The 18,852-nt window shown below is 61.2% G+C and carries 15 protein-coding genes; 1 reads left to right on the top strand and 14 read right to left on the bottom strand.

The features are described from left to right. Nucleotides 1-7: 7 nt before the first annotated feature. From MOE34_RS07200 to rpsL, 8 genes are all read right to left on the bottom strand, one after another. Nucleotides 8-301: a 50S ribosomal protein L23 gene (locus MOE34_RS07200; protein ID WP_117372286.1), complete on the bottom strand. Its 294-nt coding sequence runs from the start codon at nt 299-301 to the stop codon at nt 8-10. Then, nucleotides 298-918 (bottom strand): 50S ribosomal protein L4, encoded by a 621-nt coding sequence (rplD, locus tag MOE34_RS07195; protein ID WP_160784681.1) that lies wholly within the window; start codon nt 916-918, stop codon nt 298-300. Before rplD ends, MOE34_RS07200 begins: the two co-directional genes overlap by 4 nt. 12 nt (nt 919-930) lie before the next feature. After that, nucleotides 931-1,614, bottom strand: a complete 684-nt coding sequence (rplC, locus tag MOE34_RS07190) for a 50S ribosomal protein L3 (RefSeq protein WP_119258431.1) — start codon at nt 1,612-1,614, stop codon at nt 931-933. Nucleotides 1,615-1,772: 158 nt separating this feature from the next. Then, nucleotides 1,773-2,081, bottom strand: coding sequence for a 30S ribosomal protein S10 (gene rpsJ, locus MOE34_RS07185; protein ID WP_003507767.1), 309 nt, complete (start codon nt 2,079-2,081; stop codon nt 1,773-1,775). A 188-nt stretch (nt 2,082-2,269) separates the two neighbouring features. Beyond that, nucleotides 2,270-3,445 carry an elongation factor Tu gene (tuf, locus tag MOE34_RS07180; RefSeq protein WP_160784683.1) on the bottom strand — a complete coding sequence of 392 codons (1,176 nt, stop codon included), beginning with the start codon at nt 3,443-3,445 and terminating at the stop codon, nt 2,270-2,272. Between the two features lie 65 nt (nt 3,446-3,510). After that, nucleotides 3,511-5,610: an elongation factor G gene (gene fusA / locus MOE34_RS07175; protein WP_242222488.1), complete on the bottom strand. Its 2,100-nt coding sequence runs from the start codon at nt 5,608-5,610 to the stop codon at nt 3,511-3,513. A gap of 30 nt (nt 5,611-5,640) precedes the next feature. Further along, entirely contained in the window at nt 5,641-6,111 is a 471-nt protein-coding gene (rpsG, locus tag MOE34_RS07170) for a 30S ribosomal protein S7 (protein WP_160784685.1), read from the bottom strand. Nucleotides 6,112-6,166: 55 nt separating this feature from the next. Then, on the bottom strand, nt 6,167-6,538 hold the full coding sequence (gene rpsL, locus MOE34_RS07165; protein WP_022719193.1) for a 30S ribosomal protein S12: 372 nt from the start codon (nt 6,536-6,538) through the stop codon (nt 6,167-6,169). Between the two features lie 630 nt (nt 6,539-7,168). Here rpsL and MOE34_RS07160 point away from each other — a divergent pair. Beyond that, nucleotides 7,169-7,465 carry a transcriptional regulator gene (locus MOE34_RS07160; RefSeq protein WP_160784686.1) on the top strand — a complete coding sequence of 99 codons (297 nt, stop codon included), beginning with the start codon at nt 7,169-7,171 and terminating at the stop codon, nt 7,463-7,465. A 141-nt stretch (nt 7,466-7,606) separates the two neighbouring features. Here MOE34_RS07160 and rpoC read toward each other — a convergent pair whose 3' ends face one another. The 6 genes from rpoC to rplK form a co-directional block, all read right to left on the bottom strand. After that, entirely contained in the window at nt 7,607-11,818 is a 4,212-nt protein-coding gene (gene rpoC / locus MOE34_RS07155; protein ID WP_242222486.1) for a DNA-directed RNA polymerase subunit beta', read from the bottom strand. Nucleotides 11,819-11,972: 154 nt separating this feature from the next. Further along, nucleotides 11,973-16,112, bottom strand: coding sequence for a DNA-directed RNA polymerase subunit beta (rpoB, locus tag MOE34_RS07150; RefSeq protein WP_242222484.1), 4,140 nt, complete (start codon nt 16,110-16,112; stop codon nt 11,973-11,975). Between the two features lie 252 nt (nt 16,113-16,364). After that, nucleotides 16,365-16,742 (bottom strand): 50S ribosomal protein L7/L12, encoded by a 378-nt coding sequence (rplL, locus tag MOE34_RS07145; protein ID WP_119259254.1) that lies wholly within the window; start codon nt 16,740-16,742, stop codon nt 16,365-16,367. A gap of 60 nt (nt 16,743-16,802) precedes the next feature. Then, nucleotides 16,803-17,321: a 50S ribosomal protein L10 gene (gene rplJ, locus MOE34_RS07140; protein WP_024270435.1), complete on the bottom strand. Its 519-nt coding sequence runs from the start codon at nt 17,319-17,321 to the stop codon at nt 16,803-16,805. A 335-nt stretch (nt 17,322-17,656) separates the two neighbouring features. Next, on the bottom strand, nt 17,657-18,349 hold the full coding sequence (gene rplA / locus MOE34_RS07135; RefSeq protein ID WP_160784689.1) for a 50S ribosomal protein L1: 693 nt from the start codon (nt 18,347-18,349) through the stop codon (nt 17,657-17,659). Nucleotides 18,350-18,353: 4 nt separating this feature from the next. Further along, nucleotides 18,354-18,785, bottom strand: a complete 432-nt coding sequence (gene rplK, locus MOE34_RS07130; RefSeq protein WP_160784690.1) for a 50S ribosomal protein L11 — start codon at nt 18,783-18,785, stop codon at nt 18,354-18,356. Nucleotides 18,786-18,852: the final 67 nt, after the last annotated feature.

Here is an 18,852-nt window from a genome sequence, read left to right as displayed (position 1 = left end):
TGCCCGATTAGAGCCCGGTGGAGACGTCGATGGACTGACCGTCAGCGAGCGTGACGATAGCCTTCTTGACATCTCCCTGCCGGCCGGCGAAGCCGCGGAAACGCTTTACCTTGCCCTTGCGGACGAGCGTGTTCACAGCCGTGACCTTGACGCCGAAGAGTGCTTCGACCGCAGCCTTGATCTCAGGCTTGGAAGCGCGCTTGGCAACGTTGAAGACGATCTGGTTGTTTTCGGATACCAGCGTCGACTTTTCGGTGATCGAAGGAGATACGATCACATCGTAGTGGCGAAGATCCGTCATTTGAACCGCTCCTCGAGGGCTTCTACAGCAGCCTTGGAGAGCACGAGCTTGCCGCGGCGCAGGATGTCGTAAACATTGATACCCTGGATCGGCAGGACATCCACGTTCGGGATGTTGCGTGCTGCGAGCTTGAAGTTGCCGTCAAGTTCCGCGCCGCCGATGAAGAGGGCATTGGTGAGGCCGAGCGAAGCGAATGCGCCGGCCAGAGCCTTCGTCTTTGCTTCTGCAGCGACGAGATCGTCGATGATGATGACGTCGTCAGCCTTGATCTTGGCCGAGAGAGCGTGACGCAGGCCGAGCGCGCGAACCTGCTTGGGCAGATCGTGAGCGTGGCTGCGGGATACCGGGCCGTGAGCCTTGGCACCGCCGCGGAACTGCGGAGCGCGAGCCGAATGGTGACGAGCGCGGCCCGTACCCTTCTGCTTGTACATCTTGGAGCCGGTGCGAGCGACTTCGCCGCGGGTCAGCGACTGGTGCGTGCCCTGCTGCTTCTTGGCGAGCTGCCAGCGGATGACGCGGGCAATGATGTCTTCGCGCGGCTCGAGGCCGAAGATCGCGTCGGAGAGGGAGACCTTGCCGGCGTCCTTCCCTTCGAGGGTCGTGACTTTGAGATCCATGATCAGGCTCCCTTACTTGGCTGCGGCGCGCACGGCGGCCGGACGCGGAGCGTCTGCCGGGGTGCCGGACTTGACGGCGTCACGAACGACGATCCAGGCGCCCTTGGAGCCCGGGACTGCGCCCTTGACGAGGATGAGACCGCGCTCTTCGTCGGTGGAGACGACTTCGAGGTTCTGGGTGGTGACGCGCGTCTGGCCCATATGACCAGCCATGCGCTTGCCCTTCCAGACCTTGCCCGGGTCCTGGTTGTTACCCGTCGAACCGTGCGAACGGTGCGAAACGGAAACGCCGTGCGTTGCACGAAGACCGCCGAAGTTGTGGCGCTTCATGGCGCCGGCGAAGCCCTTACCGATCGTGGTGCCGGTAACGTCGACCAGCTGGCCGGCGACGAAATGGCTGGCGGTCAGTTCCGCGCCGATTTCGATGAGGTTGTCTTCCGAAACGCGGAATTCGACGAGCTTGGCCTTCGGCTCGACGCTTGCAGCGGCGAACTGGCCGCGGAGCGCCTTTGCCGTGTTCTTCACCTTGGAAGAGCCGGCGCCGAGCTGGACGGCCGTGTAACCGTTCTTGTCCTGCGTACGCTGGGCAACGACCTGGACGTTGTCCAGTCGCAATACTGTTACGGGGATGTGCTCACCTGCGTCATTATAGACGCGAGTCATCCCTACTTTCTGTGCAATCACACCTGAACGCATGGTTCAATCCTCTTAGAAGTCCTGGCGGGATCGTGACGCCCCGTCATGCCTCTTGGTTTAAGGATTCCACTCGGGCTCGAAGGCCTTCGGGTTTCCCGTTTTTAGAAGACGTCGGCTTTCGCCACGTACCTTCCTTGTTATTCGGCTTGCGCCAGGACTTAGAGCTTGATCTCTACGTCCACACCGGCCGCAAGGTCGAGCTTCATGAGAGCATCGACCGTCTGCGGCGTCGGATCTACGATGTCGAGCAGGCGCTTGTGGGTGCGCATCTCGAACTGTTCACGGCTCTTCTTGTCAACGTGGGGCGAACGGTTGACCGTGAACTTTTCAATACGGGTCGGGAGAGGAACGGGACCGCGGACGCTTGCGCCGGTGCGCTTTGCCGTCGACACGATTTCACGCGTGGAGGCATCAAGGATCCGGTGGTCAAACGCCTTGAGGCGGATGCGGATATTCTGGCCGTTCATACGACTTTTCCTTAGTTCGTTATCGGCGCGATTCTCTTGGGGAATGCGCTTTTTTGATTCTGGCGCTTCCCATAAAGGAAGGCGCACGAAAACACAATGCCGAAAGGCCAGTCCGCTAAATTATCAAAGACCGGAGGGGCAGGATGCGATCCTGCCCTTCCTATTTCAGCGGCCTGAAGCCTTAAGACTTACTCGACGATGGAGGCTACGATGCCTGCGCCGACGGTACGGCCGCCTTCGCGGATAGCGAAGCGCAGCTTTTCTTCCATCGCGATCGGAACGATCAGCTCGACGTCAACCGTGACGTTGTCGCCCGGCATGACCATTTCCGTGCCTTCCGGAAGCGTAACGATGCCCGTTACGTCCGTCGTGCGGAAGTAGAACTGCGGACGGTAGTTCGTGAAGAACGGCGTATGACGGCCGCCTTCTTCCTTCGTCAGGATGTAGGCTTCAGCCTTGAACTTCTTGTGCGGCTTGACCGAACCCGGCTTGCACAGGATCTGGCCACGCTCGACGCCGTCACGGTTAACACCGCGCAGCAGCGCACCGATGTTGTCGCCGGCCTGGCCCTGGTCGAGCAGCTTGCGGAACATTTCAACGCCCGTGCAGGTCGTCTTCGTCGTCGGACGGATGCCGACGATTTCGATTTCCTCACCAACCTTGACGATACCGCGCTCGACGCGGCCGGTCACAACCGTACCACGGCCCGAGATCGAGAACACGTCTTCGATCGGCATCAGGAACGGAAGGTCGATCGGACGCTCCGGCGTCGGGATGTAGTCGTCGACAGCGGCCATCAGGGCGCGGATCGCGTCTTCGCCGATTTCCTTGTTCGAGTCTTCCAGAGCGGCAAGAGCCGAACCCTTGACGATCGGAATGTCGTCGCCCGGGAATTCGTAGGACGACAGAAGTTCGCGGACTTCCAGCTCGACGAGTTCGAGAAGCTCGGCGTCGTCAACCTGGTCGACCTTGTTGAGGAACACGACGATAGCCGGAACGCCGACCTGGCGGGCGAGCAGGATGTGCTCGCGGGTCTGCGGCATCGGGCCGTCGGCAGCCGAAACGACGAGGATCGCGCCATCCATCTGGGCTGCGCCGGTGATCATGTTCTTGACGTAGTCGGCGTGGCCGGGGCAGTCGACGTGCGCATAGTGACGGTTGGCCGTCTCATACTCGACGTGTGCCGTCGAGATGGTGATGCCACGGGCCTTTTCTTCCGGGGCAGCGTCGATCTGGTCGTACGCCTTGAACTCGCCGAAGTACTTCGTGATCGCGGCGGTCGTCGACGTCTTGCCATGGTCAACGTGGCCGATCGTGCCGATGTTTACGTGAGGCTTGTTGCGCTCAAACTTACCTTTTGCCATTTCCGGCTCTCCGTTCCTGATCCCTTGAGGGAAATTCGTTCAAATTCTTGAGGGGTGCACCCCGGTCACTTCTGACCGGAGTACTTAGCCTGGATTTCCTGTGCGACGTTCGACGGAACCGGCGCGTAATGGTCGAAGACCATCGAGTACTGGGCGCGGCCCTGCGACATGGAGCGCAGGTTGTCGACGTACTTGAACATGTTCGCCAGCGGCACATTGGCGGAGATCACGACGGCGACGCCGCGCGATTCCTGGCCCTGGATCTGGCCACGACGGGAGTTCAGGTCGCCGATGACGTCGCCGACATAGTCTTCCGGCGTCACGACTTCGACCTTCATCATCGGCTCCAGAAGCTGGGCGCCGGCTTCGCGGGATGCTTCACGGAAGCAGGCGCGCGATGCGATTTCGAAGGCGAGGACCGAGGAGTCGACGTCGTGGAAGGCGCCGTCGATGAGCGTCGCCTTGACGCCGAGCATCGGGAAGCCTGCAAGCGGACCCGAGGACAGAACGCTTTCGATACCCTTCTGAACGCCCGGGATGTATTCCTTCGGAACAGCACCGCCGACGATCTTGGATTCGAAGACGAAATCTTCGCCATCCGGGTTCGGTTCGAAGACGAGCTTCACGCGGGCGAACTGGCCGGTACCACCGGTCTGCTTCTTGTGCGTGTAATCCTTCTCGGTCTTGCGCGTGATCGTCTCACGGTAAGCAACCTGCGGAGCGCCGACGTTGGCTTCGACCTTGAACTCGCGACGCATGCGGTCGACGATGATGTCGAGGTGAAGTTCGCCCATGCCAGCGATGATCGTCTGGCCGGATTCTTCGTCGGTCTTGACGCGGAAGGACGGGTCTTCGGCGGCCAGGCGGTTCAGGGCGAGGCCCATCTTTTCCTGGTCGTTCTTGGTCTTCGGCTCGATGGCGATCTGGATGACCGGCTCGGGGAATTCCATGCGCTCGAGGATGACCGGCTTCAGCGGATCGCAGAGCGTGTCGCCCGTCGTCGTGTCCTTGAGGCCGGCGAGAGCAACGATGTCGCCTGCGAAGGCTTCTTCGATGTCTTCACGCGAGTTGGAATGCATCTGGAGCATGCGGCCGACGCGCTCGCGCTTTTCCTTGACCGTGTTCATGACCGACGTGCCCTTTTCGAGCTTGCCGGAATAGATGCGGGCGAAGGTGAGCGAACCGACGAAGGGGTCGTTCATGATCTTGAAGGCGAGCATGGAAAGCGGCTCGGCGTCGTCGGCGTGACGCTCGATCTCGCCTTCCGTCTTCACGTCGATGCCCTTGATGGCCGGGATGTCGACCGGCGACGGCAGGAAGTCGACGACGGCGTCGAGAAGCGGCTGGACGCCCTTGTTCTTGAACGCGGTGCCGCAATAGACCGGGTGGAACTTCACGTCGATCGTGCCGCGACGGACGAGTTCACGGATCTTGTCGTTGTCCGGGTAGTTGCCTTCGAGATAGGCTTCCATCGCGGCCTCGTCGACTTCGACGACGGTCTCGATGAGCTTCTCGCGGTACTCCTCGGCCTTTTCCTTCAGGTCTTCCGGGATCTCGACGACGTCCCACTGGGCGCCGAGCGATTCGTCGCGCCAGACGAGAGCGTTCATCTCGATCAGGTCGATGACGCCCTTGAACTCGGTCTCGGCGCCGATCGGCAGCTGCATGGCGACTGGGATCGCACCGAGGCGCGACTTGATCATGTCAAGGCAGCGGTAGAAGTCAGCGCCGGTCTTGTCCATCTTGTTGCAGAAGATCATGCGCGGAACGTTGTACTTCTCGGCCTGACGCCAGACGGTTTCCGTCTGCGGCTCGACGCCTGCGTTGGAGTCGAGAAGGGCGATCGCACCGTCGAGAACGCGCAGCGAGCGCTCGACTTCGATGGTGAAGTCGACGTGGCCGGGGGTGTCGATGATGTTGAAGCGGCGAGCCTTGCCGTCACGGCCCTTCCAGAAGGTCGTGGTGGCGGCAGACGTGATCGTGATGCCGCGTTCCTGCTCCTGCTCCATCCAGTCCATCGTCGAGGCGCCGTCGTGGGTCTCGCCGATCTTGTGGTTCTTGCCGGTGTAGTAGAGGATGCGTTCGGTCGTCGTCGTCTTGCCGGCGTCGATATGCGCCATGATACCGAAATTACGGTAGTCTTCGATTTTGTATTCGCGAGCCATCGGGGACTCCTTTCGAGACGTTAGTATCGGTTACCAGCGGTAGTGCGAGAATGCACGGTTGGCGTCAGCCATCTTGTGCGTGTCTTCGCGCTTCTTGACAGCGCTGCCGCGGTTGTTCGCTGCGTCCATGAGTTCGCCGGAGAGGCGCTCGACCATGGTCGTTTCGTTACGCTTGCGGGCAGCGGCGATCAGCCAGCGGATGGCCAGAGCCTGACGACGCTCCGGACGAACGTCGACCGGAACCTGGTACGTCGCACCACCGACGCGGCGCGAGCGCACTTCGACGTGCGGAGCGACGTTGTCGAGAGCCGAGTGGAACACGCCGAGCGGATCCTGCTTGGCCTTGCCCTGAACGACATCGAAGGCGCCGTAAACGATCGTTTCGGCGACGGACTTCTTGCCGTCCAGCATGATGGCGTTCATGAACTTGGTGACGACGAGATCGCCGAACTTCGGGTCCGGGTTGATCTCGCGCTTTTCTGCTCTATGGCGACGGGACATACTTTTCGTCTTTCTTCAAAAGGTTCTGACCAGCGAAATGGCGCCGGTTACTGTATTACTTCGGACGCTTCGCGCCGTACTTGGAGCGGCGCTGCTTGCGGTTCTTGACGCCCTGGGTGTCGAGAACGCCGCGGATGATGTGGTAACGCACGCCCGGCAAGTCCTTTACGCGGCCGCCACGGATCATGACGACGGAGTGTTCCTGCAGGTTGTGGCCTTCGCCCGGGATATAGCCGATGACTTCGAAGCCATTGGTCAGGCGGATCTTGGCGACCTTACGCAGAGCCGAGTTCGGCTTCTTCGGGGTCGTCGTGTAGACGCGGGTGCAAACGCCGCGCTTCTGCGGGTTTTCCTGCAGGGCAGGAACCTTGTTGCGCTTAACCGACGCCTGGCGCGGCTTGCGGATCAACTGGTTTACGGTAGGCATAGAACCATCCCTTAATCGTGTCTGTTACCCTTGCGGGCGGTTTTGGAGCGGCGGACCGCCCCGGCATACTCGGTTGCCGCATTTATGCGACGCCAAGCATGCCGCTTGCCTGCAAAATGCTCGTGGCCACACGCGTGTTCATGCGCAATAAAAGGCCGATCCACCTTGGTGGATGACCTCGTTAGGCAGAGGACGCGCTATAACCGCGTCATGCGTGCAGCATTCATGTTCTCAACGTGCGTCGAGCCCTGTTTGAGGCGAACTTCAGAACGAGTCATTCCGAACCAGCCAGCCCCACATAGGCTCTGATGGCGTGCGGTCTACTGTCTCAAGGGCAAAAGGTCAAGGGGCGAGGCCAAAGAATCCCGGGCCGGAATGGCTGACCCGCCTGAAAAGCCGGGCTTTCAGCCCCTGCCCTGCCGCGTTTCGGCGCTGGCAACAAGGGCCGAGGCGACTGCCGGAGAACATTAAGAAAGCATGAAGGCGGAATCAACCGGAAAGAGTCGGAGCCGCCACGGCACATCCACCGATTCTCTTTCACCTTTTTGAAGGGCTGGAGATTTTGCGTTTGGGTCCGGCCGCCCTACCCTTTATAGAACGAGCACAACCCGATCCCGAAAGGAACCCGCCATGACGTCCAGCGCCGACAACGACAACAACACGCTCGACGAGCCGATGGTCTTCATCATCATCGGCAAGGCCTATGAGCGCGAGGGCGACGAGGGCATCGACATCCACGTGATGCTGCGCGCGCCGGACGACGACAGCGCCGTGCGGGAGGCCCTGAACGCGCTTTCCGAAGAAGGTTTCCTCGAAGCCGACCTCGACCAGATCGGCACCCTGACCGGCGAGCCGGAAGACGAGCCGCATGCCTCCGCCTACCGGGGCGCGCTCGAAGGGGAAGTCGCGATCATCCGCTTCGCCTGAGCCTTTACTCCCGAAATGCAAAAAGCCGCCCGGTCGCCGGGCGGCTTTTTTGTTTTCGTTTGGGATCGGCAAACCGCTCTCCCCGCCGAATGAAAACGCCGGGCGCTAGGCCCGGCGTTCTGCATTGTCGTAGCGTCAGCCTTACTCGGCTGCGGCACCTTCGCCGCCGGCGAGGTCCGCCAGCATCGGGGTGGCGACGCCAGCGCCCGTCGACTTGCGGCGCTCGTCGAGGATCATCTCGTCGCGAGCCGTCGCGATGCGGCGGATCTGGGTCATGGTGCCGCCCGTACCGGCCGGGATGAGGCGGCCGACGATGACGTTTTCCTTGAGGCCCTGCAGGCCGTCGGTCTTGCCGGCGATCGCAGCTTCCGTGAGGACCTTGGTGGTCTCCTGGAACGAAGCGGCCGAGATGAACGACGGAGTCTGCAGCGACGCCTTGGTGATACCGAGAAGGACCGGATCGCCGTAAGCCGGCTTCTTGCCTTCCTCGATCAGGGCGTTGTTGACGTCTTCCAGCTCGATGCGGTCGATGTTGTCGCCGACGATGTACGTCGAGTCGCCAGCATCCGTGATCTCGACCTTCTGCAGCATCTGGCGAACGATCACCTCGATGTGCTTGTCGTTGATCACAACGCCCTGCAGTCGGTAGACTTCCTGGATTTCGTTCACGAGGTAGGAAGCGAGTGCTTCCACGCCCTTGATCGCCAGGATGTCGTGCGGGGCCGGGTTGCCGTCGAGGATGTAGTCACCCTTTTCGATGTAGTCGCCGTCCTGAAGGTGGAAGGGCTTGCCCTTCGGGATCAGGTACTCGACCGGCTCGACACCGTCTTCCGCCGGTTCGATCAGCACGCGACGCTTGTTCTTGTAGTCGCGGCCGAAGCGGATCGTGCCATCGATCTCAGCGATGATGGCGTGGTCCTTCGGACGACGGGCTTCGAACAGTTCGGCAACGCGCGGCAGACCACCGGTGATGTCCTTGGTCTTGGCGCTTTCCAGCGGCGAGCGGGCAAGAACGTCACCCTGGGAGACCTTCTGCCCCGGTTCGACCGAGAGGATCGCGTCGACCGAGAGCATGAAGCGGGCTTCACCACCGCGGGACAGCTTGGCGACAGCGCCATTCTTGTCCTTGATGACGATGGCCGGCTTCAGGTCCGTACCGCGCGGCGTCGAGCGCCAGTCGATGACCGAACGCTTGGTGATGCCGGTGGATTCGTCCGTCGATTCCAGAACCGAGATACCGTCGACGACGTCTTCGAAGTGAACGGTACCCTCGACTTCCGTCATCATCGGACGGGTGTAGGGGTCCCACTCGGCGAGACGCTGGCCGCGCTTCACCTTGTCGCCGTCGTCGACGAAGATCTTCGAACCGTAGGCGACGCGCTGCGAGGAACGTTCCACGCCGCGCTCGTCGAGGATGGTGATCGCCATGTTGCGGCCCATCGCGACGAGTGCGCCTTCGGAGTTGCGCAGCATGTTGCGGTTCTTCATCTGCACCGTGCCTTCATACGATGCTTCCAGGAACGACTGGTCGACCACGGTCGCCGTGCCGCCAAGGTGGAAGGTACGCATGGTGAGCTGGGTGCCCGGTTCACCGATCGACTGAGCCGCGATGACGCCGACGGCTTCGCCCATGTTGACGGGCGTGCCGCGTGCAAGGTCGCGACCGTAGCAGACGCCGCAGACGCCGGTCTGGATTTCGCAGGTCAGCGCCGAGCGGATGCGGATCGACTGGATGCCGGCCTTTTCGATCTCGACGACATCGGCCTCGAGGATCATCTTGCCAGCATCGACGATGCGAGCGCCGGTGACCGGATGATCGATATCGTCCAGGGCCGTACGGCCGAGAACGCGGGTGCCGATGGAAGCCACGACCTGGCCGGCGTCGACGATCGCCGTCATCGTGAGGCCCTTGTCGGTGCCGCAGTCGACATGCGTGACGATGCAATCCTGCGCGACGTCGACGAGACGACGGGTCAGGTAACCGGAGTTCGCGGTCTTCAAGGCGGTGTCTGCCAGACCCTTACGGGCGCCGTGCGTCGAGTTGAAGTACTCGTTCACGGTCAGGCCTTCCTTGAAGTTCGAGATGATCGGCGTTTCGATGATCTCGCCCGACGGCTTAGCCATGAGGCCGCGCATGCCGCCCAGCTGGCGCATCTGGTTCGGAGAACCGCGGGCGCCCGAGTGGGACATCATGTAGATCGCGTTCATCGGCTTCTGGCGACCGGTTTCCGGGTCGAACTCGACGGCCTTAATGCGGGCCATCATGTCTTCCGCAACCTTTTCGGTGGCCTTGCCCCAGGCGTCGACGACCTTGTTGTACTTCTCGCCCTGAGTGATCAGGCCGTCGTTGTACTGCTGCTCGTATTCCTTGACCAGGGATTCGGTATCGCCGACGATCTTCACCTTGGTTTCCGGGATGATCATGTCGTCCTTGCCGAACGAAATGCCGGCGCGGCAGGCATGGGCGAAGCCGAGCTGCATGATGCGGTCGCAGAAGATGACCGTGTCCTTCTGGCCGCAATGACGGTAGACCGTATCGATCATCTTGGAGATGTTCTTCTTGGTCATTTCCTGGTTGCAGATGTCGAACGGAATGTTGCCGTTCTTCGGCAGCAGTTCGCCGATGATCATGCGGCCAGGCGTCGTCTCGTAGATCTTCGTGTAGGGCTTGCCGTCGGCATCGACCGACTTGAAGCGACCACGGATCTTCGCGTGCAGTGTGACGACCTTGTTTTCCAGAGCATGGTGCAGTTCGCCCATGTCGGAGAAGGCCATGCCTTCGCCCGGCTCGTTCTGGTTCTGGATCGCCAGATAGTAGAGGCCGAGAACCATGTCCTGCGAGGGAACGATGATCGGTGCGCCGTTCGCCGGATGCAGGATGTTGTTCGTCGACATCATGAGCACGCGCGCTTCAAGCTGGGCTTCCAGCGAGAGCGGGACGTGAACAGCCATCTGGTCGCCGTCGAAGTCGGCGTTGAAGGCCGTGCAGACGAGCGGGTGCAGCTGGATGGCCTTGCCTTCGACCAGGATCGGTTCGAAGGCCTGGATGCCCAGGCGGTGCAGCGTCGGTGCGCGGTTCAGGAGAACCGGATGCTCGCGGATAACCTCGTCGAGGATATCCCAGACTTCCGGCTTTTCCTTTTCGACGAGCTTCTTGGCCTGCTTGACGGTCGAGGAGAAACCCTTGGCGTCGAGGCGGGCGTAGATGAACGGCTTGAACAGTTCGAGCGCCATCTTCTTCGGCAGGCCGCACTGGTGCAGCTTGAGTTCCGGACCCGTCACGATGACCGAACGGCCGGAATAGTCGACGCGCTTGCCGAGCAGGTTCTGGCGGAAGCGGCCCTGCTTGCCCTTGAGCATGTCGGACAGCGACTTCAGCGGACGCTTGTTGGCGCCGGTGATGACGCGGCCACGGCGGCCGTTGTCGAACAGGGCGTCAACCGATTCCTGAAGCATGCGCTTCTCGTTACGGATGATGATGCCCGGCGCGCGCAGCTCGATGAGGCGCTTCAGACGGTTGTTGCGGTTGATGACGCGGCGATAGAGATCGTTGAGGTCCGACGTCGCGAAACGGCCGCCGTCGAGCGGAACGAGCGGACGCAGGTCCGGCGGGATCACCGGAACGACCTTCATGATCATCCATTCCGGACGGTTGCCGGATTCCATGAAGTTCTCGACGATCTTCAGGCGCTTCATCAGCTTCTTCTGCTTCAGCTCCGACGTGGTGTCGGCAAGGTCCGAACGCAGATCGCCAGCGATCTTCTCGAGGTTCATCGAGGCGAGCATCTCGTAGATGGCCTCGGCGCCGATCATCGCCGTGAACTGGTCTTCACCATATTCATCGACGGCGATCATGTATTCTTCTTCGGAAAGAAGCTGGTTTTCCTTGAGCGCGGTCAGGCCCGGCTCCGTCACGATGTAGTTCTCGAAATAGAGAACGCGCTCGACATCCTTCAGCGTCATGTCGAGGAGCGTGGCGATGCGCGACGGCAGCGACTTCAGGAACCAGATATGGGCAACGGGAGCGGCGAGCTCGATATGGCCCATGCGCTCACGGCGAACGCGCGACAGCGTGACTTCGACGCCGCACTTTTCGCAGATGATGCCCTTGTACTTCATGCGCTTGTACTTGCCGCACAGGCACTCGTAGTCCTTGATCGGACCAAAGATGCGCGCGCAGAACAGGCCGTCGCGTTCCGGCTTGAACGTACGGTAGTTGATCGTTTCCGGCTTCTTGATCTCGCCATACGACCAGGACAGGATCTTTTCCGGAGACGCGATCGAAATACGGATGGAGTCGAACGTCTGCGCAGGCACCTGCGGGTTGAAAAGGTTCATGACCTCTTGGTTCATGCCTATCTCCTTCGTGGGCCAGTGGCCCTCTGCTTAGCAGCCAATTGCGGCGATACCCGGGTGCCGCAAGGCTGCTTGAAACGGATGAGCCGCCCCTGCCCGACCGGGCGGAGGCGGAAACGGTGCGCGCCGGAAGGCGCGCACCAGATCAGGCTTATTCCGCCGCGTCGGGAAGCTGGCCGGCTTCCGCGTTCGGATCGACCTTCGAGTTCTCGAGTTCGACCGACAGACCGAGCGAGCGCATTTCCTTGACGAGAACGTTGAAGCTCTCCGGAATGCCCGCCTCGAACGTGTCGTCGCCACGCACGATCGCCTCGTACACCTTGGTGCGGCCCGCGACGTCGTCCGACTTCACGGTCAGCATTTCCTGCAGCGTGTAGGCGGCGCCGTAGGCTTCGAGCGCCCAGACCTCCATTTCCCCGAAGCGCTGGCCGCCGAACTGCGCCTTGCCGCCCAGCGGCTGCTGGGTAACGAGCGAGTACGGGCCGATCGAACGGGCGTGGATCTTGTCGTCCACGAGGTGGTTCAGCTTGATCATGTACATGTAGCCGACGGTGACCTGGCGGTCGAAGGCTTCACCCGTACGGCCGTCGTAAAGAACCGACTGACCGGAAGAGGCAAGACCTGCGCGCTCCAGCATGCTGGCGACGTCGGGCTCATGCGCACCGTCGAAGACCGGCGTTGCGATGGAGACGCCCTTGCGGGACTGCTCGGCAAGCTTGACTAGGGCGTCGTCGTCGAAGTGAGCGACTTCGTCCTTGGCTTCGCTCTCGTAGACTTCCGTCAGCTCGCGCTTCAGGTCCGAGATGTCCATGGTCTTGCGGTACTCGTCGAGCAGGTCGCCGATCTTCTTGCCCATGCCGGCGCAAGCCCAGGCAAGGTGGGTTTCGAGGATTTGGCCGACGTTCATGCGCGAAGGCACGCCCAGCGGGTTCAAGCAGATGTCGACATGCGTGCCGTCTTCGAGGAACGGCATGTCCTCGATCGGCAGGATGCGCGAGACGACACCCTTGTTGCCGTGACGGCCGGCCATCTTGTCGCCCGGCTGGATCTTGCGCTTCACAGCGACGAAGACCTTGACCATCTTCATGACGCCCGGGGGCATTTCGTCGCCGCGCTGGACCTTTTCGACCTTGTCCATGAAGCGCTGTTCAAGGCGCGACTTGGACTCGTCGTACTGGCCGCGGAGGGCTTCGATCTCGCCCTGAACCTTCTCGTCCTCGACGGCGAACATCCACCACTGCGAGCGGGGATATTCGGAAACGACGGCGTTCGAAAGCTCGGTGCCCTTCTTGAAGGACTTCGGGCCGGCAACGGCGACGTGGCCACGCAGCATGTCGATCAGACGGCCGTAGACGTTACGGTCGAGGATCGCCTGCTCGTCGTCACGGTCCTTCGCCAGACGCTCGATCTCTTCACGCTCGATCGCCATCGCGCGTTCGTCCTTCTCCACGCCGTGGCGGTTGAAGACGCGAACTTCGACGACCGTGCCGAAGGTGCCCGGGGGCATGCGCATGGAGGTGTCGCGAACGTCGGAAGCCTTTTCACCGAAGATGGCGCGCAGGAGCTTTTCTTCCGGCGTCATCGGGCTTTCGCCCTTCGGGGTGATCTTGCCGACCAGGATGTCGCCCGGCTGAACCTCTGCACCGATGTAAACGATACCGGCCTCGTCGAGATTCTTCAGCGCTTCTTCCGAGACGTTCGGAATGTCGCGCGTGATTTCTTCCGGACCCAGCTTGGTGTCGCGGGCCATGACTTCGAATTCCTCGATGTGGATCGAGGTGAACACGTCGTCGGAGACGATGCGTTCGGACATCAGGATCGAGTCTTCGTAGTTGTAGCCGTTCCACGGCATGAACGCGACGAGCGCGTTGCGGCCGAGCGCGAGGTCGCCGAGGTCGGTCGACGGACCGTCCGCGATGATGTCGCCCTTGTTCAGAACGTCGCCGACAGTGACCAGCGGGCGCTGGTTGACGCAGGTGTTCTGGTTGGAACGCTGGAACTTCTGCAGACGGTAGATATCGACGCCCGACTTCGACGGATCGAGGTCTTCGGTGGCGCGGATAACGATACGCGTCGCGTCGACCTGGTCGACGACGCCGCCGCGGCGGGCCGCGATGGCCGCACCCGAGTCACGAGCGACGACCGGCTCCATGCCGGTGCCGACGAACGGCGCTTCCGCACGCAGAAGCGGCACGGCCTGACGCTGCATGTTCGACCCCATGAGCGCGCGGTTGGCGTCGTCGTTCTCAAGGAACGGGATGAGCGCCGCCGCGACCGAAACGAGCTGCTTCGGCGAAACGTCCATGAGGTTGATCTGGTCGCGCGGAGCGAGCATGACTTCGCCGGCGTGACGGCAGACGACGAACTCTTCAGCGAAGGAGTTGTCGGCTTCCAGCGGCGAGTTGGCCTGGGCGACGTGGTACTTGGCCTCTTCCATGGCGGAGAGGTAGACCACGTCCGTCGTGACCTTGCCGTCGACGATCTTGCGGTACGGGCTTTCGATGAAGCCGTACTTGTTGACGCGGGCGAAGGTTGCGAGCGAGTTGATCAGACCGATGTTCGGGCCTTCCGGCGTTTCGATCGGGCAGATACGGCCATAGTGGGTCGGATGAACGTCGCGGACTTCAAAGCCTGCGCGCTCACGGGTCAGACCACCCGGGCCAAGGGCCGAAAGACGGCGCTTGTGGGTGATTTCCGAAAGCGGGTTCACCTGGTCCATGAACTGCGAGAGCTGCGAGGAACCGAAGAATTCACGAACGGCGGCGGCCGCCGGCTTCGCGTTGATCAGGTCCTGCGGCATAACCGTGTCGATCTCGATCGAGGACATGCGTTCCTTGATCGCGCGCTCCATGCGGAGCAGGCCGAGACGGTACTGGTTCTCCATCAGTTCGCCGACCGAACGGACGCGGCGGTTGCCGAGGTTGTCGATGTCGTCGATCTCGCCCTTGCCGTCGCGCAGTTCGACAAGCATCTTCACGACGGCAAGGATATCGTCCTTGCGCAGCGTGCGGACCGTGTCGGCGACGTCGAGGTCGAGGCGCATGTTCATCTTCACGCGGCCGACGGCGGAGAGGTCGTAACGCTCCGCATCGAAGAACAGCGTGTTGAACATGGCTTCGGCCGAATCCATGGTCGGCGGTTCACCCGGACGCATGACGCGGTAGATGTCGAACAGAGCGTCCTGGCGGTTCTCGTTCTTGTCTGCCGAAAGCGTGTTGCGGATGTAGGCGCCGACATTGATGTGGTCGATGTCGAGAACCGGGATCTCGTCGAAACCGGCCGACAGGATGACCGGCAGGGTCTTCTCGTCGATTTCGTCGCCGGCTTCCAGGTAGATCTCACCGGTGCCGTAGTTGACGACGTCTTCGGCGAGGTAGTTGCCGTAGAGGTCTTCGTCGGTCGCCTTGAGGGCCTTCAGGCCCTTTTCGGAGAGCGAGCGCAGCAGACGCGGGGTCAGCTTCTTTCCGATCTCGACGACCACTTCACCCGTGTCGGCGTCGATCATGTCCGCGACGGCCTTCTGGCCCTTCAGCGCGTCGGGATTGAACGGTACGCGCCAGCCTTCGCCGTCGCGCTGGTAGAGCGACTTCGTGTAGAAGGTCGACAGGATGTCTTCGCCGTCCATGCCGAGAGCCATGAGCAGCGAGGTGACGGGGATCTTGCGGCGGCGGTCGATGCGCGCATGCACGATGTCCTTGGCGTCGAACTCGATGTCGAGCCAGGAACCGCGATACGGGATGACGCGGGCGGCGAAGAGCAGCTTGCCGGAAGAATGGCTCTTGCCCTTGTCGTGGTCGAAGAACACGCCCGGCGAACGGTGCATCTGGGAAACGATGACGCGCTCGGTGCCGTTGACGATGAACGTGCCGTTGTCGGTCATGAGCGGCATGTCGCCCATGTAGACGTTCTGTTCCTTGATGTCCTTGATGGACTTCGCGCCCGTATCCTCGTCGATATCGAACACGATGAGGCGCAGCGTCACCTTGAGCGGCGCTGCGTAGGTCAGGTCACGCTGGCGGCATTCCTCGACGTCGAACTTCGGCTGTTCGAACTCGTAGGAAACGAATTCGAGCATGGAAGCGCCGGAGAAGTCTGTGATCGGGAAAACCGACTTGAAAACGGCCTGAAGGCCCTCATCCGGACGACCGCCGGCGGGCTCTTCAACCATCAGGAATTGATCATAAGACGCTTTCTGAACCTCGATGAGGTTCGGCATTTCAGCGACTTCGGGGATTTTACCAAAAAACTTGCGTACGCGCCTACGACCGTTAAACGAAAGGGTCTGAGCCATCGTCGCTCCTTCAAATTTGCATCCGGGCCTGCAACGGACGGGGTTCGCTGGCCAGTCGATCCCGTCGACCAATGGGTTGGTTCAAACTCGTCTTGCTGCCGGTTGACGGGCCGGATTGCCCAATCGCGCGGTGAAGACCATCCTCTTGAAGAACCCATTACCCAAAAGCCGTTTTTGCGGCTTTTGGGTAATCAGTTCAGCGGAAAGGACCAATGGGAGAGGGTCGAAACCCTCTCCCACCGTATTCCGGTATTACTTGACGTCGACCTTGGCGCCGGCGTCCTCAAGCTTCTTCTTGAGGTCAGCGGCTTCAGCCTTGGAAACGGCTTCCTTGACCGGCTTCGGAGCGCCTTCGACCAGGTCCTTGGCTTCCTTGAGGCCGAGGCCGGTGATGCCGCGGACTTCCTTGATGACGTTGATCTTGTTGGCGCCAGCGTCAACCAGGATAACGTCGAACTCGGTCTTTTCTTCTTCAGCAGCAGCCGGAGCAGCAGCGCCGCCAGCAGCAGCAACAGCTACGGGAGCTGCAGCCGAAACGCCCCACTTCTCTTCGAGAAGCTTGGAAAGCTCAGCGGCTTCCAGGACGGTCAGGGCGGACAGGTCTTCAACGATCTTTGCGAGATCAGCCATTGTAGTAGTTCCTTTTGTTCGGTTCGAACTGGGTTGTTTGATTTACAGCGAAAAACCGCCTTACGCGGCTTCGTCCTTCTTGGCGTAGGCTGCGAACACGCGGGCAAGCTGGCTTGCCGGTGCTGCAACGACCGTGGCGACGCGCGTTGCCGGGGCTGCAATGAGGCCCAGGAGCTTTGCACGAAGCTCGTCGAGCGAAGGCAGGGTCGCAAGCGACTTGACTGCTTCTGCGTCGAGTGTGGTCGCACCCATGGCACCACCGAGAACAACGAGCTTGTCGTTGGTCTTGGCGAAATCCATGGCTACCTTCGGAGCGATCATCGGATCATTTGCGTATGCAATGAGTGTCTGACCCTGGAAGAGATCAGACATCCCTTCCGACTCCGTACCCTGAAGGGCAATTTTGGCCAGGCGGTTCTTCGCGACTTTGACGGTACCGCCAGCTGCACGCATCTTCGTACGAAGATCGTTCATCTGTGCAACGGTGATGCCGGCATAGCGGGCCACGACAACCGAACCGGAAGCCTTGAAGACTTCATTCAGCTCCGTGACGAATTCGCGTTTTTCCGCTCTTTCCACTGCCTATCTCCAGTTAACAGGACCGTGAATTCTCACGGAACCTGCCGGGTTTGCCTTTGCCGCTAGAGATCATCTCAAAAAGCTGATCCCGAGCGACGCTCGAGGATCCTGTCCCCCCGCGCTCGGCTTGGAGCCGCGGCACAGGCAAGGTAGGTTCGAACCGAATTCCGCGTCATCCGACGCTGAGTGAAATTCAGGTCTCACCCGTCTCATGCAGGCAACGTGATTAAGGTCTAACCACCTGCAATCTCGGACAGGAGTTCCGGGTTTCCCCGGAAATTCCCGGCCAGACCGGCCGGGAATTCTGTTGCGATCCGGCCGAGGCCGAACCGAAATTAAGCGACCGTCGACGGGTCGATCTTTACGCCCGGGCCCATCGTCGAAGAGATGGCTACGCGCTTGACGTAGTTGCCCTTGGCGCCAGCCGGCTTCGCCTTGATGACGGCGTCGGCGAAGGCCTTGATGTTCTCTTCAAGAGCCTTGGCGTCGAAGGAAGCCTTGCCGATGCCGGCATGGATGATACCAGCCTTCTCGACGCGGAACTCGACAGCGCCGCCCTTGGAAGCCTTGACGGCGCCCGTGACGTCCATGGTGACCGTACCCACCTTCGGGTTCGGCATCATGCCGCGCGGGCCGAGAACCTTACCGAGACGACCGACGAGCGGCATCATGTCCGGGGTCGCGATGCAACGATCGAAGTCGATCTTGCCGCCCTGGACGATTTCGAGCAGGTCTTCCGCACCGACGATGTCGGCTCCGGCGGCCTTGGCTTCGTCAGCCTTGGCGCCACGTGCGAAGACGGCGACGCGAACGTCACGGCCCGTGCCGTTCGGCAGGTTGACCACGCCGCGGACCATCTGGTCTGCGTGGCGCGGGTCGACGCCGAGGTTCATGGCGACTTCGACGGTTTCGTCGAACTTGGCGACGGCACGCTCCTTGACGAGAGCGATTGCGTCCGACAGGGCGACGAGCTTGGTCGGATCGATGCCTTCACGGATCTTCTGGATGCGCTTTGCAATCTTGGCCATGATATTAACCTACCACTTCCAGGCCCATGGCGCGGGCGGAGCCCTCGACCATTGCCATCGCGCCTTCGATATCGGCGGCGTTGAGATCCTTCATCTTGGCTTCGGCGATCGACTTGATCTGAGCCTTGGTGAGCTTGCCGACCGTCGCGCCCTTGCCCGGGGTCTTCGAACCGGACTGGATCTTGGCTTCCTTCTTGAGGAAGTAGGTCACCGGCGGCTGCTTCATCACGAAGGTGAAGGACTTGTCCTGGTAGTAGGTGATGACGACCGGGATCGGCATACCCTTTTCCATTTCCTGCGTAGCCGCGTTGAACGACTTGCAGAATTCCATGATGTTAATGCCACGCTGACCAAGCGCCGGGCCGATCGGCGGGGACGGGTTTGCCGATCCTGCCTTGACCTGAAGCTTGAGCTGGCCTGCAACTTTCTTAGCCATTTTCTCTGCCTTTCAGAATGCGGCCGGTTGCCCGGCCCTTGATGCCGATCCAGGGACCGGCGGCTGC

Source organism: Shinella zoogloeoides (assembly GCF_022682305.1).
GTDB lineage: Bacteria > Pseudomonadota > Alphaproteobacteria > Rhizobiales > Rhizobiaceae > Shinella > Shinella zoogloeoides_B.
Note: the sequence above shows the minus strand (reverse complement) of the source record. Positions and strands in the feature narration are given on the sequence as shown.